Raw genomic sequence first — 24,355 nt, forward strand, 5'->3', positions numbered from 1 at the left:
CGGGCCGGTGCGGGACGAAGAGCGCGGCACACGGGAGCTGCCGACCGGGGACGGGGGTGCCTCCTGGTCGGGCGACGCCGAGACCGCCGGGGCAGGCCCCCGGGACGGTTCCCGGCGCATGGCGGACGGCATCGACGGCATCCCCGAGCAGGCCAGACCGCACCCGGAGGACGACTCCGCGCCGGTCGGCGGTGACGGTGCCACGGGCACGCCGCCGAAGGCGCGCGGCGGCGCCGGACCCGCCGTCCGCGCGGGGGCCAGGGCTCGGGGAAGGGCTACGGGCGGGACGATGAGCGAGCACGAGCGATACGCCGAGGACGACGCGCTGGGCACGGAGGCCGTACAGGCCGTGCAGCACGACGCCCCGGACCGCAGCGGGGCGCGGGCGAAGTTCGTCGAGCTGCGCGCGCTGCCGGAAGGCAGCACGGAGTACGCGGAGCTGCGCAACCAGCTGGTCCGTATGCACCTGCCGCTCGTGGAGCACCTGGCACGCCGGTTCCGCAACCGCGGCGAGCCGCTGGACGACCTCACCCAGGTCGCCACCATCGGTCTCATCAAGTCCGTCGACCGGTTCGACCCCGAGCGTGGCGTGGAGTTCTCCACCTACGCCACACCGACCGTCGTCGGCGAGATCAAGCGGCACTTCCGCGACAAGGGCTGGGCGGTCCGCGTGCCGCGCCGGCTCCAGGAGCTGCGGCTCGCGCTGACCACCGCGACGGCCGAGCTGTCCCAGCTGCACGGCCGTTCCCCGACGGTCCACGAGCTGGCCGAGAAGCTCGCCATCTCCGAGGAGGAGGTCCTGGAGGGCCTGGAGTCCGCGAACGCGTACTCCACGCTGTCCCTGGACGTCCCCGACACCGACGACGAGTCACCGGCGGTCGCCGACACCCTGGGCGCCGAGGACGAGGCGCTGGAGGGCGTGGAGTACCGCGAGTCCCTCAAGCCGCTGCTGGAGGACCTTCCGCCGCGCGAGAAGCGGATTCTGCTGCTGCGCTTCTTCGGCAACATGACCCAGTCGCAGATCGCGCAGGAGGTCGGCATCTCCCAGATGCACGTCTCGCGCCTGCTGGCCCGCACGCTGGCCCAGCTCCGCGAGAAGCTCCTCGTGGAGGAGTGAGCGTGCGGTGGGCCCCGCTCGGCGCGGCCCCGTGTGGCGCGGCCGGCCCCGCCCGGTGAGCCCTACTCGCCCCGGCCCGGTCCCTTGATCCCGAGGGCCCGGGTCGTCTCGCCGTTGACGAGCAGCACCAGCGCCGCCACGGCGACGAGCCCGAGCGCGATACCGGCCGGAATGGCCAAGCTGTCGGCCCGGAGCAGGTTGTAGGCCACGGGCAGGGCCATGAGCTGGGTGATCAGCGCGGGCCCCCGGCTCCAGCCGCGCCGCAGCAGCAGACCGCGCGCGGCGAGCAGTGGCAGCAGCGCGAGGACGACCAGGGTGATCCCCAGGGTCACGGCCTGCTGCCGGTCGTCCGGGTCACCGGTGAGCCCGAGCACCAGCACCCACAGGCCGCCGGCCACCAGCGCCGTGCCCTCCAGCGCGGCCAGCACCGCCGCGTACGTCAGCCGGCGCGGGCGCGGCCCGGCGGCCGGGTCGGCCGTGGCGGCTTCGGCGGTGTGCGGGGCGGGATTCTGCTGACTGCTCACCCCAGCAGGGTAGCCCTCCCCCTCCGGCGCGCTGCCGCGCCCCGCGCCCGCGAGTGTCCAGGCTCACGCCCCGGTCTCTTACCGGATCCCTAACTCGGTCTGGGCCGAGTACCCCCCAGTAGGTACGCTGCCATCCATGCGTGCACTTCTCGTGGTCAATCCGGCGGCAACCACCACAAGCGCACGCAGACGTGACGTCCTGATCCATGCGCTGGCCAGCGAGATGAAGCTGGAGGCGGTCACCACCGAGTACCGCGGCCACGCTCGCGACCTCGGCCGGCAGGCGGCGGAGAGCGACGACATCGACCTGGTGGTGGCGCTCGGCGGCGACGGCACGGTCAACGAGGTCGTCAACGGCCTCCTGCACGCCGGTCCCGCCCCGGACCGCCTCCCCGGTCTCGCCGTGGTCCCGGGCGGCTCCACGAACGTCTTCGCCCGCGCGCTGGGCCTGCCCAACGACCCCGTCGAGGCCACCGGGGCCCTGCTGGACGCGCTGCGCGACGGCACCGAGCGGGTCGTCGGCCTCGGCCTGACCTCGGGCACGCCCGGCACCGAGGACGAGGCGGTGCCGGCCCGCTGGTTCACCTTCAACGCCGGACTCGGCTTCGACGCGGGGGTGGTGGGCCGGGTCGAGCAGCAGCGCGAGCGCGGGAAGAAGTCGACGCACGCGTTGTACGTCCGTCAGGTGGTCCGGCAGTTCCTCGGTGAGCCGAACCGCCGGCACGGCACGATCACGCTCGAACAGCCCGGCGCGGACCCGATCGAGGACCTGGTCGTCGCCATAGTCTCGAACACGTCCCCGTGGACGTATCTCGGCAATCGCCCGATGTACACGTCGCCTAAGGCCTCGTTCGATACGGGCATCGACGTGCTCGGTCTCAGCCGGCTGTCCACCGCCGCGGTTGCCCGGTATGGCACCCAGTTGCTCACTTCGTCCCCCGAGCGGGGACCGCAGGGGAGGCACGCCGTCTCCCTGCACGACCTGGACCAGTTCACCTTGCATTCGAAGGTGCCCCTGCCCCTCCAGATGGACGGTGACCATCTGGGGCTGCGTACGAGCGTGACGTTCACAGGCGTACGCCGTGCACTGCGTGTGATTGTGTGAGCGGAACAGGCGAAAGTCCTTTCACTCGAACGTTTAGGCCAGGGTCCACCCCATGGAAGTACGGCTGTGACCTAGCCGACACCGAGGAATCAAAAAAAATCTTCCGGAAGGGGTTGTATCCGCCGCTGAGGTTTGCGAGTCTCTACGTGGCGATCGGGACGGCCCGCAACACCGGCCTCCGCTGATCACCAGAACCCCTCTTCAAACACAGGACCACGCCGGGTGAAGACCCGGCGGTCGGCCCTTCACTTGTTGAGGGATTCGTGAAAGCGTTCACATTCACAAGCAACTTGCACGTAATACCAAGGAGAGGTAGCAGCCATGGACTGGCGTCACAACGCCGTTTGCCGCGAGGAAGACCCCGAGCTCTTCTTCCCCATCGGCAACACCGGTCCTGCGCTGCTGCAGATCGAGGAAGCCAAGGCCGTCTGCCGTCGCTGCCCGGTGATCGAGCAGTGTCTGCAGTGGGCGCTCGAGTCCGGTCAGGACTCCGGCGTCTGGGGTGGTCTCAGCGAGGACGAGCGCCGCGCCATGAAGCGCCGCGCCGCCCGCAACCGGGCTCGTCAGGCCTCCGCCTGACATACCCACCCCTGCTGACAGCCTGAGCTTGGCGGCGCGCACAGCACGTACGCATCTCCCGCCCCCGAGCCGCAGCGCGCAGTTCCCCCGATGCTCCCCCAACTCTCGGCTACGCTCGAGCCGGGGGGACCCCCATCGCAAGAGAAGCAAAGCAGCAACGAGCGACAGCCCCGGACCGAAGAAGGTCCGGGGCTTTTTGCCGCGCCGGGTCCGTCGGTTCACTTCTGGGCCCGCACCGGGATGTCGAGAATCACCCGCGTCCCGCGCTCCGGCGCCGGCACCATGTCGAACGAGCCGCCCAACTCGCCCTCCACCAGCGTCCGCACGATCTGCAGGCCGAGGTTGCCCGAGCGGTGCGGGTCGAAGCCCTCGGGCAGGCCGACCCCGTCGTCCTGGACGGTGACCAGCAGCCGGGCCTCCTTGGTGGTGCCGCCGCGCACCGCGGACACCTCGACCGTGCCGGTGTCGCCCTCGCGGAAACCGTGTTCCAGGGCGTTCTGCAGGACCTCGGTGAGGACCATGGACAGCGGGGTGGCGACCTCGGCGTCGAGTATGCCGAACCGTCCGCTGCGCCGGCCGGTCACCTTGCCCGGCGAGATCTCGGCGACCATCGCCAGCACCCGGTCGGCGATCTCGTCGAACTCCACGCGTTCGTCCAGGTTCTGAGACAGCGTCTCATGCACGATCGCGATGGAGCCGACCCGGCGGACCGCCTCCTCCAGGGCCTCCCGGCCGCGTTCGGACTCGATGCGCCGGGCCTGGAGCCGGAGCAGCGCGGCGACCGTCTGGAGGTTGTTCTTCACCCGGTGGTGGATCTCCCGGATGGTGGCGTCCTTGGTGATCAACTCGCGCTCGCGGCGCCGCAGTTCGGTGACGTCCCGGAGCAGCACGAGCGAACCGATGCGCGTGCCCTTGGGTTTGAGCGGGATGGCCCGGAACTGGATGACCCCGTCGTGTGCCTCGATCTCGAACTCGCGCGGTGCCCAGCCGCTGGCCACCTTGGCCAGTGCCTCGTCCACCGGCCCCCGGGTCGGGGCGAGTTCGGCGGTCGTCTGGCCGAGGTGGTGGCCGACGAGGTCGGCGGCGAGGCCGAGCCGGTGGTAGGCGGACAGGGCGTTCGGGGAGGCGTACTGGACGATGCCGTCCGCGTCGAGCCGGATCAGGCCGTCGCCGACGCGCGGGGAGGCGTCCATGTCGACCTGCTGGTTCGGGAACGGGAAGGCGCCGGCCGCGATCATCTGCGCGAGGTCGGAGGCGCTCTGGAGGTAGGTCAGCTCCAGGCGGCTGGGGGTGCGCACGGTGAGCAGGTTGGTGTTCCGGGCGATCACGCCGAGGACGCGGCCCTCACGCCGTACGGGGATGGACTCGACCCGTACGGGCACCTCTTCGCGCCACTCCGGGTCGCCCTCGCGCACGATCCGGCCCTCGTCCAGGGCCGCGTCCAGCATGGGCCGCCGGCCGCGCGGCACCAGGTGGCCGACCATGTCGTCCTGGTAGGAGGTCGGGCCGGTGTTGGGGCGCATCTGGGCGACCGAGACGTACCGGGTGCCGTCCCGGGTGGGGACCCACAGCACCAGGTCGGCGAAGGAGAGGTCGGAGAGCAGCTGCCACTCCGAGACCAGCAGGTGGAGCCACTCGAGGTCGGAGTCGTCGAGGGCGGTGTGCTGGCGTACGAGTTCGTTCATGGAGGGCACGTCTGCGAGCGTACCCGGGGCCTCGCGGGTGGCCGAAAAACACCCGCGGGCCGCGGCGCCTGGAAGGGACCCTCAACCCTCCCGGCACCGCAGCCCGGAGCATCATCGGCCGTGGGGTGTGCGGTCCCGGTCGGCCGAAGGCCGAGGAGCCGGGGCAGTCAGGGCAGAGAGCGCCGGTTCCTCGATCCGCCTTCCTGTGCGGGGAGGGCGGAAGCGTGCTGTTCTCGATTGTGGACTAGACCACGACGGCGTGTCCATGGTGTGGAGGCGTCCGCGCCGCGAGGGGCACCGGCACGCGATGCCACGCAGCCTAGCCCGCCCCGGTCAGTCGTGGGGCCAGATGGACAGGGCAATTTCCGCGAGTGCTTCCAGTTCCTCCCGGCGTGCGCCGTCGCGGGCCTGCTGGGACATGCCCTGGATCATCGCGCCGGTGTGCCGGGCGAGGGCGGCGGCGTCGGTGCCGGCCGGCAGCAGCCCGGCGGCGATGTCCGCCCGGATCCGGGCTTCGACCGCGGCGATGTTCGCGTTGCGCATGTCGCGCAGCAGCGTCTCCACCTCGGGGCTGGTGCAGTTGGTGGCCGCGTGGACGATCAGGCAGCCGTGCGGGTGGCCGGGGTCGGTGTACTCGGCGGCGGCCTCGCGGAGCATGCGGGCGACACCCGCCCGGGCCGTGGGCTCCTCGGCGAGGGCGCGGTCGGTGAAGGCGCCGTGCGAGCCGGCGTAGACCCGCACGACCTCGTCGAAGAGGGTCCGCTTGTCGCCGAAGGCCGCGTACAGACTGGGTGCGCCGATGCCCATGAGCCGGGTGAGGTCGGAGACCGAGGTGGCCTCGTACCCCCGCTCCCAGAAGGCCATCAGCGCCTTCTCCAGCGCGGTGGCCCGGTCGAAGGAGCGCGGCCGGCCCCGCGTCCGGCCCGTGCCGCCCTGTGCCCGTGTGTCCTGACCCGTCGTCATGGGGACCATTTTATAGCGCCCCCTAGAAAATGGTCGGCGAGGTGGTGTACGGTTTTTCTGTAGCGACCGCTAGACAAACCTGGAGGGGCGGACATGGGCGTGCTCACGGGGAAGACGGCGCTGGTCACCGGCGCGAGCCGGGGCATCGGACGAGGGATCGCCGAGCGGCTGGGACGCGACGGGGCGCGGGTGGCGGTGCACTATGGGCGCGACGAGACCGCGGCGAAGGAGACGGTCGCGGCGATCGAGGAGGCCGGCGGGTCGGCGTTCCCGCTCGGGGTGGAGCTGGGGACGCCCGGGGACGCCGAGCGGCTGTGGACGGAGTTCGACCGGCACGCGGACGGACTGGACATCCTGGTGCACAACGCGGGCATCGGCACCACCCGCCCGTTCGCGGAGACCGACGAGGAGGAGTACGACCGGCTCTTCGCGGTGAACGTGAAGGCCCCGTTCTTCCTCACCCGGCTCGGGGCGGAGCGGCTGCGGGACGGCGGGCGGGTGGTGGCCATATCGTCCGGCCTCTCCCGGACCGCGGCGATGCCCGACCTGATGGCGTACGCGATGACGAAGGCGGCCCTGGACGTCTTCACCCGGGACCTGTCCAAGGTGCTCGGCCCCCGCGGGATCACGGTGAACTCGGTGGCGCCCGGCATCGTGGACACCGACGTCAACGCCCCGTGGCTGCGCACGAGCGACGAGGCGTGGCAGCGGGCGGCAGCGTACTCGGCGCTGGGCCGGGTGGGCGCGCCGGCGGACATCGCCGACGTGGTCGCCTTCCTGGTCTCGGAGGACGGCCGCTGGGTCACCGGGCACTGGCTGGACGCGACGGGAGGCTCTCTCACCTGACAACCCCCCGGCACCTGCCCGCCCTCCCCGCCTCCCCGCCTCCCCGCCACCCCGCCTCTCCGCCCTCCCGCCTTTCCCGCGCTCTCGAACGCCGATACTGTTAGATTGGTCTAAACCACCTAGAGACGCACAGAGCCCTCTTCAGAACGGCAGGCCCAGCGTGGAAGTTGTCATCGTTCCGGACGCCGCGGCGGGCGGCGAACTGATCGCCGAGGCCATGGCACAGCTGCTGCGACGCAAGCCCGGCGCCCTGCTCGGCGTGGCCACCGGCTCCACCCCGCTGCCCGTCTACCAGGCACTGGCCGCCAAGGTGCGCTCCGGCGCCGTGGACGTCTCGCGGGCGCGGATCGCCCAGCTCGACGAGTACGTGGGGCTGCCCGCCGACCACCCCGAGTCCTACCGCTCGGTGCTGCGCCGCGAGGTGCTGGAGCCGCTCGGCATAGACATGGACGCGTTCATGGGACCGGACGGCACGGCCGAGGACGTCCAGGCGGCGTGCGAGGCGTACGACCGCGCGCTCGCCGGGGCCGGCGGCGTGGACCTGCAACTGCTCGGCATCGGGACCGACGGGCACATCGGCTTCAACGAGCCGTGCTCCTCGCTCGCCTCGCGCACCCGGATCAAGACGCTGACCGAGCAGACCCGTGTCGACAACGCCCGCTTCTTCGACGGCGACATCGAGCAGGTCCCGCACCACGTCATCACCCAGGGCATCGGGACGATCTTGGAGGCCCGCCACCTGGTGCTGCTGGCGACCGGCGAGGGCAAGGCGGACGCGGTCGCGGCGACCGTCGAGGGCCCCGTCGCGGCCGTCTGCCCGGCCTCCGCGCTCCAGCTCCACCCGCACGCGACGGTGGTCGCCGACGAGGCCGCCGCCTCCAAGCTGAAGCTGGCCGACTACTTCCGGCACACGTACGCGAACAAGCCGGACTGGCAGGGCATCTGACCCGCAGCGCCCGAGGGAGGGCGGCCCCGGCCCAGCGGGCCCGCCGGGCTTGCCCTCCCGTTGGACTAGACCAACAGCGGGCGCAACGGTATATAGAGGAGATCACGGAGCGTGCGGGTGGAGTGCTGAGACGACAACCCGTGCCACGATGTGAGCCGTGGCCGATGGGGTTGTCGGTCGCTTTCGGCATTCGGAGCCGGGAAGGCAGAGCATGAGCACCGACGTCAGCAGTGCGGAGAACGAGGCCGGCACCACCCGTACCGCGCGCGTGCCGAAGTACTACCGCCTGAAGAAGCACCTGCTCGACATGACGGAGACGCAGGCGCCGGGCACCCCGGTCCCGCCCGAGCGCACGCTGGCCGCCGAGTTCGACACCTCCCGCACCACGGTGCGCCAGGCGCTCCAGGAGCTGGTCGTGGAGGGCCGGCTCGAGCGCATCCAGGGCAAGGGCACCTTCGTGGCCAAGCCCAAGGTCTCCCAGGCGCTGCAGCTCACCTCCTACACGGAGGACATGCGCGCCCAGGGCCTGGAGCCGACCTCGCAGCTGCTGGACATCGGGTACGTCACCGCCGACGACCGGCTCGCCGAGCTGCTCGACATCACGGCCGGCGGGCGCGTGCTGCGCATCGAGCGGCTGCGCATGGCCAACGGCGAGCCGATGGCCATCGAGACCACCCACCTGTCGGCCAAGCGCTTCCCGGCCCTCAGACGCTCGCTGGTGAAGTACACCTCCCTGTACACCGCGCTCGCCGAGGTCTACGACGTCCACCTCGCCGAGGCCGAGGAGACCATCGAGACCTCCCTGGCCACACCGCGCGAGGCGGGGCTGCTCGGCACCGACGTGGGCCTGCCGATGCTGATGCTCTCCCGGCACTCGCTGGACCGCGAGGGCAAGCCGGTGGAATGGGTGCGGTCGGTGTACCGGGGGGACCGGTACAAGTTCGTGGCGCGGCTCAAGCGGCCGGTGGACTAGGCGCCGGCCGGCCGGTGCCCGGCATGTTCGCTGAATCGATATACCGATATGCGGACGAGGTCTTCCACTCCCGGGACACCGTCACCTAGATTGCCTGCGCATTACACAGGTGATCAGCGAGGAGACGGAGCCGTGGCATGTCCGAAACGCCTGAAGTGAGGCCACCGGTGGTGACACCGGTCAGGGTGGTCATCGCCTTGTGTCTCGTCGCGCCCTTCGTGGCGATGCTGTGGGTCGGCTCGTACGCCAAGACGGATCCCGCGTTCATCGGGATCCCGTTCTTCTACTGGTACCAGATGCTCTGGGTGCTGATCTCCACCGCGCTCACCATGCTGGCGTACAAGCTGTGGCAGCGTGACCAGCGTGCCCGCGAGGACACGAACGGGGGTGCGGTGAAGTGAAGGACGGCGTCAACGGCGTCGCGCTCGGCGTCTTCATCTTCTTCTTCCTGGCCGTCACGGTCATGGGCTTCCTGGCCGCGCGCTGGCGCAGGGCCGAGAACGAGCAATCCCTGGACGAGTGGGGTCTGGGCGGCCGGTCCTTCGGCACCTGGGTCACCTGGTTCCTGCTGGGCGGCGACCTGTACACGGCGTACACCTTCGTCGCCGTCCCGGCGGCGATCTACGCGGCGGGCGCGTCCGGCTTCTTCGCGGTGCCGTACACGATCCTGGTGTACCCGCTGATCTTCACGTTCCTGCCCCGTCTGTGGTCGGTCTCGCACCGCCACGGGTACGTCACCACCTCCGACTTCGTGCGCGGCCGGTTCGGCTCGAAGGGCCTGTCGCTGGCGGTGGCGGTGACCGGCATCCTGGCGACGATGCCGTACATCGCGCTCCAGCTTGTCGGCATCCAGGCGGTGCTGGACGTGATGGGCGTCGGCGGCGGCGAGAACACCAACTGGTTCGTGAAGGACCTGCCGCTGCTCATCGCCTTCGGCGTGCTGGCCGCCTACACCTACTCGTCCGGTCTGCGCGCCCCCGCGCTGATCGCGTTCGTCAAGGACGGCCTGATCTACATCGTCATCGCGGTGGCGATCATCTACATCCCGATCAAGCTGGGCGGGTTCGACGACATCTTCGCCAAGGCGGGCCAGGCGTTCAGCCAGGTGAACCCGGCCACCCACAAACCGCGCGGGGCGCTGGCTCCCGCGGAGGCGAGCCAGTGGACGTACGCCACCCTGGCCCTCGGCTCCGCGCTGGCGCTGTTCATGTACCCGCACTCGATCACCGCGACCCTGTCGTCCAGGAGCCGTGAGGTGATCCGCCGCAACACCACGATCCTGCCGCTGTACTCCCTCATGCTCGGGCTGCTGGCGCTGCTGGGCTTCATGGCGATCGCGGCCGGCGTGAAGGTCACCAACGGCCAGCTGGCGATCCCTCAGCTGTTCGAGGACATGTTCCCGGACTGGTTCGCGGGCGTGGCGTTCGCGGCGATCGGCATCGGCGCGCTGGTCCCGGCGGCGATCATGTCCATCGCGGCGGCCAACCTCTTCACCCGCAACATCTACAAGGACTTCATCAAGCCCGACGCGACGGCGGAGCAGGAGACCAAGGTCTCCAAGCTGGTCTCGCTGCTGGTGAAGGTCGGCGCGCTGGTCTTCGTCCTCACCATGGACAAGACGGTCGCCATCAACTTCCAGCTCCTCGGCGGCATCTGGATCCTGCAGACCTTCCCGGCGCTGGTGGGCGGCCTGTTCACCCGCTGGTTCCACCGCTGGGCACTGCTCGCCGGCTGGGCGGTCGGCATGATCTACGGCACGGCCGCGGCCTACGGCATCGCCTCGCCGACGCAGAAGCACTTCGGCGGCAACGCCAAGGAGATCCCCGGCATCGGGGAGATCGGCTACATCGGCCTCACCGCGTTCGTCCTGAACGTCCTGGTCACCGTCGTCCTCACCTTCGTCCTGAAGGCCGTCAAGGCTCCCGAGGGCGTCGACGAGACCAAGCCGGAGGACTACACGGCGGACGCAGGCGACCCCGGTGTCCAGGTGGAACTTCCCCCGGCCACCGCGGACAGCGCTCACTAGTCCGCGTCCCGGCCGGGCGCTCAGTCACGCGTGCGCCCGGCCATCGCGTCCCAGAAGCCGTCCAGTTCGCGCACGCGCATGCTCACCCAGGGCGGTGTCTTCCTGTGCACGGTCCGGGGCAGCTTCCGGCGTATCGGGCCGGGCAGCAGGACCTGCTGCTGGCGGCAGAAGGGCTCGCGGATCTCGCCCCGGGGCACCCCGCCCCGGGGCGGGTACGGGCACAGCTGGAACTTGCAGTCGGGCAGACAGGCGCTGCCCGGCGGGGGCGGGGCGGAGGTGCCGGGCCGCAGACCGGGCCGTAGCGGCTCGCGGTCCGTGCCGATGCACGGCGGGAGCGGCATGCCGGGGCGCTCGGCACGGGCCATGCGCTCCTCGACCTCGCTCGGATACCCGTCCCGCTCGATCAGGTTCAGCATGATCAGCACGTCGGCGACGAGGCGCTGGGCGCGCCCGTCGAGGGTGCTCCAGCCGGCGGAGGGCGGGATCCACAGGTTGTGCTTGCGGTAGCCGCGGTTGTTCCCGGTGCGCGAGCCGATGTTGTCGGTGACGGTCTTCTCGTCCATCCAGAGGAACCGTTCGGGCTGCCCGGTCTCCAGTGCCATGGCCACCAAGTCGCCCGCCTCGGCGACGAACGGGTGCAGCACCCGCCGGGGCGCGTCGCCGTCGCCGCCGGGCCCTCCGGGCGCGGGGTTCACCGTGCCCGCCATCGACAGCCAGCGCTGCACCGTCTGCACCGCGTTGCACCCGCCGATCGCCCGGGACCGCTCGCCGGAACCGTCGGTGTCGTCCTCCCGCCACACCGCGCTGTCCGCGTCCTGCTCATGGCGGCCGACGCTGTCCGGGAGCTCCCACAGGCACAGCGCCTGAAGCAGCATCACCTGCGTGTACCAGCAGCGGGACTGCTGCAGCACGGTCTCCGCCTGCCGGATCAGGTCGGCCCGGCTGCCCGGGTAGGAGTACGGGTGGCGTTTGCGCCGGTTGGCCGCGAACTTGAAGCCCTGGGCCAGCGCGGCCTCCAGCAGGAGGGGCAGGTCAGGGCTGCCGTGGGTGTCCTTCGGGTCGAGGTGGCGCAGCCACTTGGTCAGGCGGTCCCGGGCCTCGTCGCGGTGGGCGTCGTCGACGGAGCCCAGGAGCATGGGGAGCATCCAGGCCCGCATCATGAACTCCCTGCACAGCTCGATACGGGCCGTGCGGTACTGCCGCTTGATCTCCTTGCGCTCCTCCTGGAGCCGGTCGACCTCCGCCGGCGACGCGTTCCGCGAGGGGGCGCGGTCGGCCAGCGCCTTCCGCATCCGCTCCGTCCAGTCCTGGTACCGGTCCCTCTTGTCGGCTCTCAGCCGGCCGACCGCCTTGTCGTACTCCCTGACGGGGTCGGTGTCCAGGCCGATCTTCTCCCGGATGAAGGCGAACGCGTCGTTGCCGCCGCTGCCGAACTCCTGGGCGACCGCCAGGCGTACGGCGTGCGAGGGCTCCACCTTGCCGAGGTGGAAGAGGTGGTCGTACAGCGGCATGGTGTCGGTCTGCTCCGAGGCCGCGCGCAGTGCCGTGCCGAGCTGCTTGAGCAGGGCCAGCTTCGCGTCCTCGACGGTGCGGCGGTCGCCCTGGATGCCGGGCCAGCGGCTGTGCACCCGCTCGACGATGTCGCACAGCAGCCGTGACCGGCGTTCCACGCTGTCGGCCTCCAGAGCCGCCGCGTACAGGTCGAGGGCCTTGGGGTCGTTCGCACGGTGGTTCGCGGCCATGAAGAGCCGCTGGGCCAGGGGGTGGCCGTACAGGGGGGCGCGGCGCAGCAGTTCGGTCCGGGTCTTCTGCCACTCGGCCCCGAGACTGCCTCCCCCGGCCGAGAGCCTCGCCACCCGGTGGCGGGAGTGCAGCACCGCGGCGATGAGCAGCTCACGGCTGGGGCCGGGCGGCCGCAGCGCCTGCTCGATCAGCTCGCCGGCGTCGCGCTCGTCGAGGTGCCGCAGCAGACGGAAGCCGAAGTAGGCCTGCATGATGCTGTGGGGGAAGCGCACCCTCTTCTCGAAGCTCTCCACCAACTGGAGCCTGTTCGCGTTGGCCGCCAGGTGGGCGAGCGCGCTCTGGCACTGGCACAGGTCGCCCTGGGTCAGACGCTCTCTCTGTTCCCGGCTCAGATGGCCGCAGAGCGTGTCCCAGATCCGCTGCCGGTGCCACTCCGTGAAGGCGTTCCCTCGCTCGTCGTAGTGGTGGAAACCGGGTCTCCCGGCCCACAGGTGCCCCGCCCTGGCCCGGGTCCGCCGCGCCGGACCGGGGTGCACGGCGTCGCCCAGCAGCTCGGTGAAGCCGACCTCCAGCTTGTCCTGGAGCAGTCCGACGCAGGCGAGCGCCGAGACCACCTCCAGCGTGTCGCCGCGCTCCTGCGGGGTCAGCTCGACGTCCCCGCGCAGCCGGCCCTCCCGCACCGCGAGATCCCAGGTCTCCAGCAGCCACAGCCGCAGTGTGCTGCGGTCCCAGCTCCGGGTGTCCAGCCGGTCCCTGTCCTCGCGCGGACGGTCGCGTTCCAGGCCGCCGTGGTGGTGCAGTTCGCGGGCGATCTGCAGGTAGATGGGCGACTCCGTGACCTCCGCGGTCTCCACGATCCAGTCCACGCGGCGCTCGTCCGTCTCCGGGATGCGGGCCTCGACGAAGTACAGCGCCTCCTCCTCGCTGAGCGGTTCCAGCTCCACGATCGCGGCGGGGGTGCTCTCCAGCGGGCTGTGCGGCCGCGACGCGATGACGAGCGGCAGCCTGTCCTCGTGGGCGCACTCGATGGCCCTGCGGATGATGTTGTCCCTGTCCTCCTGGAGGCGCTCGTCGAGGACCGCCTCCTCCAGGCCGTCGGCGAGGACGACCACCTTGTCGTCGGCGAGCAGTTGCTGCCAGACCCGGTCGTTCTTGGTGCGTGCGAGGATGCCGCGGGGTGCTTCCTCGGCGAACCGTTCCCTGGCCATGCGCTCGAAGTTGAGATCGGCGCCGGTTGCGTCCCGCAGCCGGATCGGCACGGGCACGGCGTGCTGCCGGGCGAGCAGTTCGGTGAGCCGCACCAGGACGGCCGTCTTGCCCGTGCCCACACCGCCGACGAGCACATAGGGCCTGCGGGTCTCACGCTGCCGCAGCCGCTGGGCGATGACCCGGGCGATCTCCTCGCGGCCCACGATCTCGGCGATGTCGGGGCCGGCGGTGGGCACCAGATCGCGGGGGTGCCTGCGCGCCTTCGCGAGGTAGCGCCGCTTGGTCCACCAGTACCAGAAGAACAGGAAGAGGGCGGCGGCGATCGAAGCGGAGAGCACCGGACCGACGAAGCGGAGCACGTCGTCGAAGCCCTGGTTGCCGTTCCGCCACGTCTCGAACCGCGTCGTGCGGTGCGAGATCAGGATGTACACGCCCTCTCCGGCCCACGCCAGGACGGCGAGGGCGGCAAGGGCCCACACGACCCGGTTCACGTTGGTGTACGAGGCCCATCTGCGCCACTTGCGGGGGCGGGTGGTGTCGAGCCGGGCTTCCGACCTGATGGTCAGGTGGTGCCAGTAGCCCAGGAAGAACCGCCTGCCCCGGCACCACGCCCGTCGCGCGTACAGCGTCGCCATCGGCGCGTTGCGTGGTCGCTCCTTGCCCGGTGGGTGACGGACGATTCTCGTCATGGTGCGTTCTCCTTCCGAGACCAGCTTTCGGCACGGAGGACCCCACACAGCACCTGTTTCCATGAAAACATGGGCATTCCGCCCCGCAACCCGGCAGGCGACCGCCGCGGATCCCCGGGAATCCGCGCCGCACCCCTCGGGCAGACTCGGTGTCATGGACTTCGTGATCCGGCGGGCAGCTCCCGGCGAGTACGACGACCTGGGCGAGATCACCGCCGGGGCCTATGTCCGTGACGGCCTCCTCGCCTTCGACGAGAGCGACTGGTACCTCGGCGAGCTGAGGGACGTGGCGAAGCGGGCCGCCGCCGCGGACGTCCTCGTGGCCGTCCGCGACGGCGTGCTCCTCGGCGGGGTCACCTTCGTCCGCTCCGGCGGCCCCATGACCGACATCGCCGGCCCGGGGGAGGCGGAGATCAGGATGCTCGCGGTCGCCCCCGCGGCCCGGGGCCGGGGCGTGGGGGAGGCGCTGGTGCGGGCCTGCGTCGAGCGCGGGCGGGCCACCGAGGGCTGCGTGCGCGTGGTCCTGTCCACCCAGCGGACCATGCACACCGCCCACCGCATCTACACCCGCCTCGGTTTCGTCCGCGCCCCCGAGCGGGACTGGAATCCCCTCCCGGGCCGGGACGACCTCACGCTCCTCGCGTACGAGTTGACCCTCTGAGGCCGGGCCGACACTACATCTGGGGGTGACATGGCAGCCCGGCACTAGATGTATGCTCGTCCTCGCTGTCGTCGCAGGGGAATCCGGTGCGAATCCGGAACTGTCCCGCAACGGTGTACCCGTGTGCCCCCGCACGCGTGTCGAGTCCGAAGACCTGCCGGCGGTGCACCCGGCCGTCCAGGCCCGGGTGGTTCTGACGTCCGGGCCTCGTGGAATGGGCCGGTGGACGCGACGCCGTGCGCGCTCGTGACCGCCCCCGCCTCCCGCCAGGCCCCGTGCCGAGCGAGGGAGAGCCCCACGTGACCATCGCGCCAGCCGACCCGGCCTCAGTCAGCGAGCCGGAGACCGACGGTCCCGGTGCCGCGCTGCTGCGGATCCTGACCGAGCTGACCGCCGACCTGCCCGACGCCGACCCGGGCCGGGTGGCCGCCGCCGCGCTGCGGGGCCGGTCCGCCCGGGCCGACGAGGCGGAGTTGCGGGAGCTGGCCACGGAGGCCGCGGCCGGCCTGATCTCCGAGGATCCCGCGTACTCGAAGCTGGCCGCCCGGCTGCTGACCCTCGCCATCCGGGACGAGGCCGCCTCGCAGGGCGTGACGTCCTTCACCGAGTCGGTCGCGGTCGGCCACCGCGAGGGCCTGATCGCCGACCGCACCGCCGAGTTCGTGCGGCTGCACGCCGAGCGCCTCGACGCGCTGGTCGACCCCGCGGCCGACGACCGCTTCGGCTACTTCGGCCTGCGCACCCTGCACAGCCGCTACCTGCTGCGCCACCCGGTCACCCGCAGGGTCGTGGAGACACCCCAGCACTTCCTGCTGCGCGTGGCGAGCGGCCTCGCGGAGGACGACACGACCCGCTCCGTGGACGAAGTGGCGTCCCTGTACGGCCTGATGAGCCGCCTGGACTACCTGCCGTCCTCCCCCACCCTGTTCAACTCCGGTACGCGACACCCCCAGATGTCGTCCTGCTACCTGCTGGACTCCCCGCGGGACGAGCTGGACTCCATCTACGACCGCTACCACCAGGTCGCCCGCCTGTCGAAGCACGCCGGCGGCATCGGCCTGTCCTACTCCCGCATCCGCTCGCGCGGTTCGCTGATCCGGGGGACGAACGGGCACTCCAACGGGATCGTGCCGTTCCTGAAGACCCTGGACGCGTCGGTGGCGGCGGTCAACCAGGGCGGCCGGCGCAAGGGCGCGGCAGCGGTCTACCTGGAGACCTGGCACTCCGACATCGAGGAGTTCCTGGAGCTGCGGGACAACACCGGCGAGGACGCCCGCCGCACCCACAACCTCAACCTCGCGCACTGGATCCCCGACGAGTTCATGCGCCGGGTCAACGCCGACGGGCAGTGGTCGCTGTTCTCCCCCGCCGACGTGCCCGAACTGGTCGACTTGTGGGGCGAGGACTTCGACACCGCCTACCGCAGGGCCGAGGCGGCGGGCCTGGCGAAGAAGACCATCGCGGCCAGGGACCTGTACGGGCGGATGATGCGCACCCTCGCCCAGACCGGCAACGGCTGGATGACGTTCAAGGACGCCGCCAACCGCACCGCCAACCAGACCGCCGAACCCGGCAACGTCATCCACTCCTCCAACCTGTGCACCGAGATCCTGGAGGTCACCGACGACGGCGAGACGGCCGTCTGCAACCTCGGCTCGGTCAACCTCGGCGCCTTCGTGGACACCACGACCGGGGACATCGACTGGGAGCGGCTGGACCAGACGGTCCGCACGGCCGTCACCTTCCTGGACCGCGTGGTCGACATCAACTTCTACCCCACCGAGCAGGCGGGGCGTTCCAACGCCAGGTGGCGCCCGGTCGGCCTGGGCGCGATGGGCCTGCAGGACGTCTTCTTCAGGCTCCGCCTGCCCTTCGACTCGGCGGAAGCCAAGGCCCTCTCCACGCGGATCGCCGAGCGGATCATGCTCGCCGCCTACGAGACCTCCGCCGACCTCGCCGAACGCAACGGCCCCCTGCCCGCCTGGAAGCAGACCCGCGCCGCCCGGGGCGTCCTCCACCCCGACCACTACGACGTCGACCTCACCTGGCCCGGACGCTGGGACGCCCTCCGCAAGCGGATCGCACAGACGGGCATGCGCAACGCGCTGCTCCTCGCGATCGCGCCGACGGCCACGATCGCGTCGATCGCGGGGGTGTACGAGTGCATCGAGCCCCAGGTCTCCAACCTGTTCAAGCGCGAGACCCTCTCGGGTGAGTTCCTCCAGGTCAACTCCTACCTCGTACAGGACCTGAAGAACCTCGGCGTCTGGGACGCCCGCACCCGCGAAGCCCTGCGCGACTCGGGCGGCTCCATCCAGGACTTCCCCTGGATCCCCGAGGAGATCCGCGCCCTGTACCGCACGGCCTGGGAGATCCCCCAGCGCGGCCTCATCGACATGGCCGCCGCCCGCACCCCGTTCCTCGACCAGGCCCAGTCGCTGAACCTGTTCCTGGAGACGCCGACGATCGGCAAGCTCTCCTCGATGTACGCCTACGCCTGGAAGTCCGGGCTCAAGACGACGTACTATCTGCGCTCCCGCCCCGCGACCCGCATCGCCCGCGCCGCCCAGGCCACCGTCCCCGCACAACAGACCACCGACCCGGAAGCGATCGCCTGCTCCCTGGAAAACCCCGAGTCCTGCGAGGCCTGCCAGTAATGACCACCCGATCCCAGAACCTGCTCGACCCGGGCTTCGAGCTGACTCTCCGCCCCATGCGCTACCCCGACTTCTACGAGCGCTACCGGGACGCCATCAAGAACACCTGGACCGTCGAAGAGGTCGACCTCCACTCCGACGTGGCCGACCTCGCCAAGCTGACGCCGGAAGAGCAGCACCTCATCGGCCGGCTGGTCGCGTTCTTCGCCACCGGCGACTCGATCGTGGCGAACAACCTGGTGCTGACGCTGTACAAGCACATCAACTCCCCAGAGGCGCGGCTGTACCTGAGCCGCCAGCTCTTCGAGGAAGCCGTCCACGTCCAGTTCTACCTGACCCTGCTGGACACCTACCTCCCCGATCCCGACGACCGCGCCGCCGCCTTCGCCGCCGTGGAGAACATCCCCTCCATCCGCGAAAAGGCCGAGTTCTGCTTCAAGTGGATCAACGAGGTCGAGAAGATCGACCGCCTGGAGAGCACCGCGGACCGCCGCCGCTTCCTGCTCAACCTCATCTGCTTCGCGGCCTGCATCGAAGGACTCTTCTTCTACGGCGCCTTCGCCTACGTCTACTGGTTCCGCAGCCGCGGCCTCCTGCACGGCCTGGCAACCGGCACCAACTGGGTCTTCCGCGACGAGACCATGCACATGAGTTTCGCCTTCGACGTCGTCGACACCGTCCGCAAGGAAGAACCCGACCTCTTCGACGACCAGCTCCGGCAACAGGTCACCGACATGCTCCACGAGGCCGTCGAAGCCGAGCTCCAGTTCGCCCGGGATCTGTGCGGCGACGGCCTGCCCGGCATGAACACCGACTCCATGCGCCAGTACCTGCAATGCGTCGCCGACCAGCGCCTCACCCGCCTCGGCTTCGCCCCCGTCTACGGCAGCGAGAACCCCTTCTCCTTCATGGAACTCCAGGGCGTCCAGGAACTGACCAACTTCTTCGAGCGCCGCCCGTCGGCCTACCAGGTCGCCGTGGAGGGCACGGTCGACCTGGACGAGGACTTCTGACCGGCCGTTACTTCAGCTTCACCGCGTCCCCGGCCGACACGACCCGCGCGGTCGTCGTCGTGCCGGGGAAGTACCAGCGCCAGCTGCCCGCCGAGGTGGCGGTGACCTTGGTGCTGAGCTTTCCGGCGTCGCCCGTGCGCACGGTCTTCACCGTACGGTAGTGGGCGGCGCCGGCCGCCTTGAACTGCAGCCGCACGTCCTGCCCGGTGAACCCGTGGTACTTCAGGTCCTCCCAGTTCGCCCGGGACAGCCGGCCGGTGACGGTCAGCTTGGCGCCCTTGGCGACGGGCTCGGGCGAGGCGTCCGTGGTCAGCCGCGAGGCACGCTTCACCTTGTACTCGGCGATCCGGTCGGAGATCCAGTAGTCGCCGTCGTTCGCCTTGACGGTGGCGTCGACCTGCCAGACGCCGGCCAGCTTGTTGCTGTCCATGTCGTCACTCTGGCGGATCCAGGCCGGGTCGGCCGTCATCGTGACCGTGCACACCGACGTGGTGTGCGACTTCTTCACGCACGAGGTCCCGGCCCGCTCGAAGAAGCCCCAGCCGTAGGCCGAGTTGAAGGTGTCGGCATCGCTCACGCCCTTCACGCCCGAGTCGTCCTTGATCGTGAGGGCGATGGGGAACGTGACCTTCTTCGTCGTGCCGACGATCACGTTCCCGCCCTTGTTGACGACGGTCTTCACGACGCGGATGTCTCCCCTGCCCTCCGCGTGGGCGCCCGTCGCGGTCAGCAGCGTCAGGGCCGTGGCCCCGCCCGCCAGCGCCCAGGCCGTTCGAGACGTTCTGCCTCGCATGTTCCCTCCCCTTGTGGTGTGGAGAGGAGAGGTTACACAGCGGGGAGACAGGGATCTCACACGCGGCTTCCGTCAGGCGGCGCGGGCCGCGCCGTGGCGCCTCCTGTGGGGCTCGGGCTCCTGCGCCGGCCCGGTGGTCCGGGGTGCCGCCGGCCGCTCGGCCGCCCTGAGCTGGCGGTCGATGCGCCGGTCGCGCACGATGCCGAGCACGGACGGGAGGACCAGCAGGACCAGGATCCCGAAGGTGGCGAGCATTCCGATCAGGCCTTCTATCTGGTTTCCGTTCATGTACACCACTGTCGCTCCGGACACTCCTTACCGGGAGTGGCAGGACTGCCGTAGAGCCTCGAATTCCTGCCAGCGCCGAGGCACACTGGCAGCATGCTGAAGAACGTGGCCGCCGTGCTGCTGGACGGAGTGCATCCCTTCGAGCTGGGTGTCGTGTGCGAGGTGTTCGGCATCGACCGCAGCGACGACGGGCTGCCCGGGTACGACTTCGCCGTGGTGTCGGCGGAGGGGCCCGTCCTGAGCACCCACTGCGGGTTCACCGTGTCCACGCCGTACGGCCTGGAGCGGCTGGAAGAGGCCGATCTGATCGCCGTGCCGGCCGGGGAGACCTACACGCGGCGCGAGTATCCGGAGGAGCTGCTGGCGGCGCTGCGGCGGGCCGTGGACCGGGGCGCCCGGGTGCTCAGCGTCTGCTCCGGGGTGTTCGTCCTCGCGGCGGCGGGGCTGCTGGACGGGCGGCGGTGCGCGGCGCACTGGCACAACGCCGAGCAGCTGACCCGGCGCTACCCGCGGCTCACGGTCGAGCCGGATGTGCTGTACGTGGACGAGGACCCCGTGATCACCTCGGCCGGCACCGCCGCCGGGATCGACGCCTGTCTGCACCTCGTGCGCAAGGAGCAGGGACCGGAGGTGGCCAACAAGATCGCCCGTCGGATGGTGGTGCCGCCGCACCGGGACGGCGGGCAGGCGCAGTTCATCGAGCGGCCCCTGCCGAAGGCGCCCTGCGACACGGTCGGTGAGGTGCTCGCCTGGATGGAGGCCCACCTCGACCAGGAGGTGACCGTCGAACAGCTCGCCGCCCGCGCCCACATGGCGCCGCGCACCTTCGCCCGGCGCTTCCAGCAGGAGACCGGTACCACGCCGTACCGGTGGATCTTGCGTCAACGCGTGCTGCTGGCCCAGGAGTTGCTGGAGGGCACGGACGAGACGATGGACGCCATCGCCTGGCGCACCGGGTTCGGTACGGCCGCCGCGCTGCGCCACCAGTTCGTCCGGGCGCTGGGGACGACCCCGAACGCCTACCGGCGCGCGTTCCGGGGCCCGCAGGCCGCCTGAGCGCGCGCCGGTGCGGGCGGCCTACCAGGGCATCGCCCGCAGCAGCAGGTTCTGCGGGCGCAGCGTGATGCCCACGCGGGTGGTGTCGTCGGACCCGCCGGCCTGCTCGAAGCGGTACTTCGCGGAGATCGCCGCGGTGATCAGGCTCAGCTGGGCCATGGAGAAGTGGTCGCTGGGGCACTTGCGGTTGCCCACGCTGAACGGGCTCATCGCGTACTTCGGCACCTCCCTGGCCCGCTCGGGCAGCCAGCGGTCGGGGTCGAAGTCGAGGTGGCGGGCGTAGGAGCGGGCGTCGCGCTGGATGGCGTACGGGCTGTAGACGATGTCCGCCCCGGCCGGAATGCGATAGCCGCCGAGCGCGGTGTCGCTCACCGCGCGCCGCGTCAATATCCATACGGCGGGCCGGAGCCGCATGGCCTCGACGACGACATTGTTGGTGTGTGTGAGCGAGCGGACGTGCTCGAATCCGACCGGTCGGCCGCCGGTCACGGATTCGACCTCGGTCCGTACCTTCTCGGCGTGTTCCGGATGTGCGGCGAGGACCTGGAGCAGCCACATGATCGTGGACGCGACTGTTTCGCTGCCGGGGGTGAGTATGGCGACGACCTGGTCGTGGATCTCCTGTTCCCCGATGGGGTCGCCATTGTCGTCCTTCGCCTCCAGCAATGCCGTCAGCAAATCGTCCGGCTTTTGACCAGATGCCCTGCGCTCGGCGACGATCTCGTCCACCAGCAGATGCAAATCGGCCAGCGCCCGGTTGAATTCGCGGTTGGCCGGGAACGGCAGCCGGTAGAGCGGGCCGAGCGGGATCACCATCCGGCGGTACATACCACGGAAGACGGTGGCGAGATCGATGCTGAGCCGTTCCGCGCGCTCGTCCATGCAGTCGCCGCGCAGCAGGCAGCGGGCCGCGATGCGGACGGCGACCCGGAAGGACTCGGAGGTGCAGTCGATGGTGCCGCCGGGTTTCCAGCGGTCGGTCAGGGCGTGCGCCTCCTCCTCCATGACCGGGCCGTAACCGGGTATCGCGTCCAGCCGGAACGCGGGCTGTATGGTGCGCCGCTGCCGGCGGTGCCGGGGACCGTTCGCGGTGGCCACGCCCTCCTTGCCGAGCAGGCCTTCGAGCGATTCCCAGAGCGGGCCGTCGATCTTGAAGTCGGGGTTCAGGGCCAGTGCTCCGGTGAGCGCCGGGGTGGTGACGGCGTACACCGTCTTGGGGCCGAGCTTCAGCCGGACGACGTCTCCGTGCTCACGCAGCCCGGACATGAAGGCGAGCGGGTCGCGGACCAGTTTCAGACCGTGCCCGAGGACCGGTACGGCACCTCCGGCCAGGGGCGGTTCACGCAGGCCGGACGCCTCGGGGTTCGCGGGCGTCCCGGGGTTCGCGGGCGTCCCCGCGTTCGCGGGCGTCCCGGGGTTCGCGGGCTGTACCGACTCGACGGTCATTTCTCACCTGCCGCTTCGTTCGTGACGTACGGGGGCGTGGAGCGGTCGTCCCAGCTGTCGACCATGTACCGGCCGGACTCGTGGTGGAACCAGTAGACGGAGCTGAACCAGTTGCGCATAGCGCCGACACAGGACTGGACCGCGGCGCCCAGCTCCTTTCCGCGGACCGTTCCGTCGTCGATGTCGCGGGCGAACCCCAGGGCGTCCTGTTCGGCCAGGAGGAATGCACCGATGCATTCCTCGACGCGCCGCCGGACGTCGTCCACCGCTTCTTCCAGGGTCAGCCCCTTGTGGGTGATGAGGCTGATTCCGAGATTGTGCACCTCGTCGCCCGCTATTTCCTTCGGAAGCGAGCAGAGGTCGTTGTACCAGGCGGCGAATTCCTGACTGAGGAGGGCCGCCCGGCGGTAGGCCGGGTTCTTCCGCACGGCGTCCGGGAGTTCGCATCCGGCACTGGGTTCGAGCAAATCCGTCCATATCCAGTGCGCGAAGGTGAGCCGGCGCAGCGCGAGGTATTCCTCGACACCGGGTATGTATCCCTCGGTGCGGTTGCGGAATTCACGGTCGTAGGCCTCGACGACCGCGTGGAAGTGGCGGGCGAACCGCTGGTTCCAGGTGGGTGACAGGAAGCCGTACAGCCGCAGCACGCAGTCCGCGAAGCCCGCCACCAGCGGGTCGGGGTGGTGCAGATGGTGCCTGGGCGCGTCCAGGGCCGCGTGCAGCCGGTGCCGCAGCCGCCGCCAGTCCCCCGCCCGGCCGTGCACGATGTCGCGGTCGTGGCGGTCGTCCCAGACGAAGAACCAGGCGCTGTAGTCGGCTATGGCCTGCAGGACGTCGTCGGGCGCACCGGTGTAGTAGCCCGCCATGAGGTCGGTGTAGCACAGGCCATCGGCATATTCCCGAACCTTGGCCGGCGGCATGAGCCGCTTTTCCAGGAGCCAGAGCCGGGTCTTCTCCTGGAGCCGTGGCCAATACGGATGCAGTTGCCGTGGAAAGGCGGACTCGATCACCGGGAGTACCAGTGAGGGTGGGACTGTGACCGCCGTCTGCGTCGCTGTGGTGCTGTGTGGGAAAGCCTGCACGAACAAACCCCTCTCAGCCGCCAGGTGCGCACACCCCTCCCGTTGTGCCGGGCGTGCGCCGTTGCGTGTCCCGCACTTCCATTCAGCACCACAACTGACCGCCGTGGGAACGGATTTGCCTCATTCACCACCCCAAGGCGCCTCGAATCCCCCCTTGTGTGACTGGTTAAGGATCACCAGGGGGCGCAGAAGGGACCGTTTGTACGACGCGCGAACGAGCGGGATGCGGCAACGCGAAGGCGCCCCGCCCAGGAAGGATCCGGACGGGGCGCCCCGAGTGCGCGGCGTCGCTCAGTCGTTGGCGACCACGGGGTAGCGCGGCTCGTTCTCCGCCATCTGCCGCAGCGCGTCCTTGCGGTCCCGCTTCGACAGCCGGTCGATGTACAGGTAGCCGTAGAGGTGGTCGGTCTCGTGCTGCAGACAGCGGGCGAAGTAGCCGGTGCCGCGGACCTTGACCGGGTTGCCCTGCTCGTCCTGGCCGGTCACCTCGGCGTAGTCGGGGCGGGCGAGCGACGCGTACGCCGTGGGCACGGACAGGCAGCCCTCGTTGCTGTCGTCCAGCCGGCGCTTCTCGGCGGGCAGGTCGACGAGCTTGGGGTTGCAGACCACGCCCACGTGCCGGACGCCCGCGTCGTCCTGGCAGTCGTAGACGAAGACCTTCAGGTCGACACCGATCTGGTTGGCGGCCAGGCCCACGCCCTCGGCGGTGCGCTGGCTGGCGAACATGTCGGCGACGAGCTGCTGGAGATCCTCGCCGAACTCGGTGACGTCCTTGCACTCCTTGTGCAGCACCGGGTTGCCGACGACCGTGATCGGCCGGGAGGTGCCGCGCTCGCGCCAGGCCCTCTCGCGCTCCTCGCAGTCCTCCGTGTCGACGACATAGCCCTCGCCGTCGACGGGGAGCACGCCCGCGTGCTGCTGACCGGTGTCCTGCTGCGCCATGACCGACGTACG

At 70.4% G+C, this 24,355-nt stretch carries 21 protein-coding genes and 1 riboswitch; of the genes, 12 read left to right on the forward strand and 9 right to left on the reverse strand.

The genetic code is table 11. From position 1 onward, the window contains the following. The first annotated feature begins 7 nt into the window (after positions 1-7). Positions 8-1,117: an RNA polymerase sigma factor SigF gene (locus AB0947_RS21720; RefSeq protein ID WP_366751974.1), complete on the forward strand. Its 1,110-nt coding sequence runs from the start codon at positions 8-10 to the stop codon at positions 1,115-1,117. A gap of 62 nt (positions 1,118-1,179) precedes the next feature. On the opposite strand, the gene AB0947_RS21725 is transcribed toward AB0947_RS21720, so the two are convergent. Beyond that, positions 1,180-1,641, reverse strand: coding sequence for a hypothetical protein (locus tag AB0947_RS21725; RefSeq protein WP_366751975.1), 462 nt, complete (start codon positions 1,639-1,641; stop codon positions 1,180-1,182). A gap of 136 nt (positions 1,642-1,777) precedes the next feature. On the opposite strand from AB0947_RS21725, the gene AB0947_RS21730 reads away from it, so the two are divergent. Continuing rightward, positions 1,778-2,746, forward strand: a complete 969-nt coding sequence (locus tag AB0947_RS21730) for a diacylglycerol kinase family protein (protein WP_366751976.1) — start codon at positions 1,778-1,780, stop codon at positions 2,744-2,746. Positions 2,747-3,067: 321 nt separating this feature from the next. Continuing rightward, on the forward strand, positions 3,068-3,325 hold the full coding sequence (locus AB0947_RS21735) for a WhiB family transcriptional regulator (RefSeq protein WP_003992873.1): 258 nt from the start codon (positions 3,068-3,070) through the stop codon (positions 3,323-3,325). A gap of 218 nt (positions 3,326-3,543) precedes the next feature. Here the strand turns inward: AB0947_RS21735 and AB0947_RS21740 are convergent, their stop codons facing one another. Both AB0947_RS21740 and AB0947_RS21745 read right to left on the reverse strand, forming a co-directional pair. Beyond that, positions 3,544-5,019 carry a PAS domain-containing sensor histidine kinase gene (locus tag AB0947_RS21740; RefSeq protein WP_366751977.1) on the reverse strand — a complete coding sequence of 492 codons (1,476 nt, stop codon included), beginning with the start codon at positions 5,017-5,019 and terminating at the stop codon, positions 3,544-3,546. Positions 5,020-5,343: 324 nt separating this feature from the next. Then, positions 5,344-5,973 (reverse strand): TetR/AcrR family transcriptional regulator, encoded by a 630-nt coding sequence (locus AB0947_RS21745; RefSeq protein ID WP_366751979.1) that lies wholly within the window; start codon positions 5,971-5,973, stop codon positions 5,344-5,346. Positions 5,974-6,066: 93 nt separating this feature from the next. On the opposite strand from AB0947_RS21745, the gene AB0947_RS21750 reads away from it, so the two are divergent. The 5 genes from AB0947_RS21750 to mctP all read left to right on the forward strand — a co-directional run bounded on the left by AB0947_RS21750 (position 6,067) and on the right by mctP (position 10,764). Then, positions 6,067-6,819, forward strand: coding sequence for an SDR family oxidoreductase (locus AB0947_RS21750; protein WP_366751980.1), 753 nt, complete (start codon positions 6,067-6,069; stop codon positions 6,817-6,819). Positions 6,820-6,979: 160 nt separating this feature from the next. Next, on the forward strand, positions 6,980-7,765 hold the full coding sequence (gene nagB / locus AB0947_RS21755) for a glucosamine-6-phosphate deaminase (RefSeq protein ID WP_366751981.1): 786 nt from the start codon (positions 6,980-6,982) through the stop codon (positions 7,763-7,765). A 211-nt stretch (positions 7,766-7,976) separates the two neighbouring features. Continuing rightward, entirely contained in the window at positions 7,977-8,738 is a 762-nt protein-coding gene (locus tag AB0947_RS21760; protein ID WP_366751982.1) for a GntR family transcriptional regulator, read from the forward strand. A gap of 137 nt (positions 8,739-8,875) precedes the next feature. After that, entirely contained in the window at positions 8,876-9,139 is a 264-nt protein-coding gene (locus AB0947_RS21765) for a DUF3311 domain-containing protein (RefSeq protein ID WP_366751983.1), read from the forward strand. Beyond that, positions 9,136-10,764, forward strand: a complete 1,629-nt coding sequence (gene mctP / locus AB0947_RS21770; RefSeq protein WP_366751984.1) for a monocarboxylate uptake permease MctP — start codon at positions 9,136-9,138, stop codon at positions 10,762-10,764. The genes AB0947_RS21765 and mctP overlap by 4 nt, the downstream gene beginning before the upstream one ends. Before the next feature lie 20 nt (positions 10,765-10,784). Here the strand turns inward: mctP and AB0947_RS21775 are convergent, their stop codons facing one another. After that, positions 10,785-14,405 (reverse strand): ATP-binding protein, encoded by a 3,621-nt coding sequence (locus AB0947_RS21775; RefSeq protein ID WP_366751985.1) that lies wholly within the window; start codon positions 14,403-14,405, stop codon positions 10,785-10,787. 154 nt (positions 14,406-14,559) lie between these two features. On the opposite strand from AB0947_RS21775, the gene AB0947_RS21780 reads away from it, so the two are divergent. The 3 genes from AB0947_RS21780 (at position 14,560) to AB0947_RS21790 (ending at position 18,736) form a co-directional block, all read left to right on the forward strand. Further along, on the forward strand, positions 14,560-15,066 hold the full coding sequence (locus AB0947_RS21780) for a GNAT family N-acetyltransferase (protein WP_366751986.1): 507 nt from the start codon (positions 14,560-14,562) through the stop codon (positions 15,064-15,066). A gap of 39 nt (positions 15,067-15,105) precedes the next feature. Continuing rightward, positions 15,106-15,243: riboswitch (cobalamin riboswitch) on the forward strand. A 122-nt stretch (positions 15,244-15,365) separates the two neighbouring features. Further along, positions 15,366-17,723 (forward strand): ribonucleoside-diphosphate reductase subunit alpha, encoded by a 2,358-nt coding sequence (locus AB0947_RS21785; RefSeq protein ID WP_366751987.1) that lies wholly within the window; start codon positions 15,366-15,368, stop codon positions 17,721-17,723. Then, positions 17,723-18,736 (forward strand): ribonucleotide-diphosphate reductase subunit beta, encoded by a 1,014-nt coding sequence (locus tag AB0947_RS21790; RefSeq protein WP_366751988.1) that lies wholly within the window; start codon positions 17,723-17,725, stop codon positions 18,734-18,736. Before AB0947_RS21785 ends, AB0947_RS21790 begins: the two co-directional genes overlap by 1 nt. 7 nt (positions 18,737-18,743) lie before the next feature. On the opposite strand, the gene AB0947_RS21795 is transcribed toward AB0947_RS21790, so the two are convergent. After that, positions 18,744-19,529, reverse strand: a complete 786-nt coding sequence (locus AB0947_RS21795; RefSeq protein WP_366751989.1) for a hypothetical protein — start codon at positions 19,527-19,529, stop codon at positions 18,744-18,746. A 72-nt stretch (positions 19,530-19,601) separates the two neighbouring features. Beyond that, entirely contained in the window at positions 19,602-19,817 is a 216-nt protein-coding gene (locus AB0947_RS21800) for a hypothetical protein (protein ID WP_366751990.1), read from the reverse strand. 93 nt (positions 19,818-19,910) lie between these two features. Here AB0947_RS21800 and AB0947_RS21805 point away from each other — a divergent pair, with 93 nt between their 5' ends. Further along, on the forward strand, positions 19,911-20,873 hold the full coding sequence (locus AB0947_RS21805) for a helix-turn-helix domain-containing protein (protein ID WP_366751991.1): 963 nt from the start codon (positions 19,911-19,913) through the stop codon (positions 20,871-20,873). Positions 20,874-20,894: 21 nt separating this feature from the next. Here the strand turns inward: AB0947_RS21805 and AB0947_RS21810 are convergent, their stop codons facing one another. The 3 genes from AB0947_RS21810 to def form a co-directional block, all read right to left on the reverse strand. After that, entirely contained in the window at positions 20,895-22,319 is a 1,425-nt protein-coding gene (locus tag AB0947_RS21810) for a cytochrome P450 (protein WP_366751992.1), read from the reverse strand. Next, entirely contained in the window at positions 22,316-23,401 is a 1,086-nt protein-coding gene (gene cyc1 / locus AB0947_RS21815; protein WP_366751993.1) for an epi-isozizaene synthase, read from the reverse strand. Before cyc1 ends, AB0947_RS21810 begins: the two co-directional genes overlap by 4 nt. A 291-nt stretch (positions 23,402-23,692) precedes the next feature. Next, positions 23,693-24,343, reverse strand: a complete 651-nt coding sequence (def, locus tag AB0947_RS21820; RefSeq protein ID WP_366751994.1) for a peptide deformylase — start codon at positions 24,341-24,343, stop codon at positions 23,693-23,695. Positions 24,344-24,355: the final 12 nt, after the last annotated feature.

The organism is Streptomyces sp. NPDC047841 (assembly GCF_040704085.1).
GTDB lineage: Bacteria > Actinomycetota > Actinomycetes > Streptomycetales > Streptomycetaceae > Streptomyces > Streptomyces argyrophylli.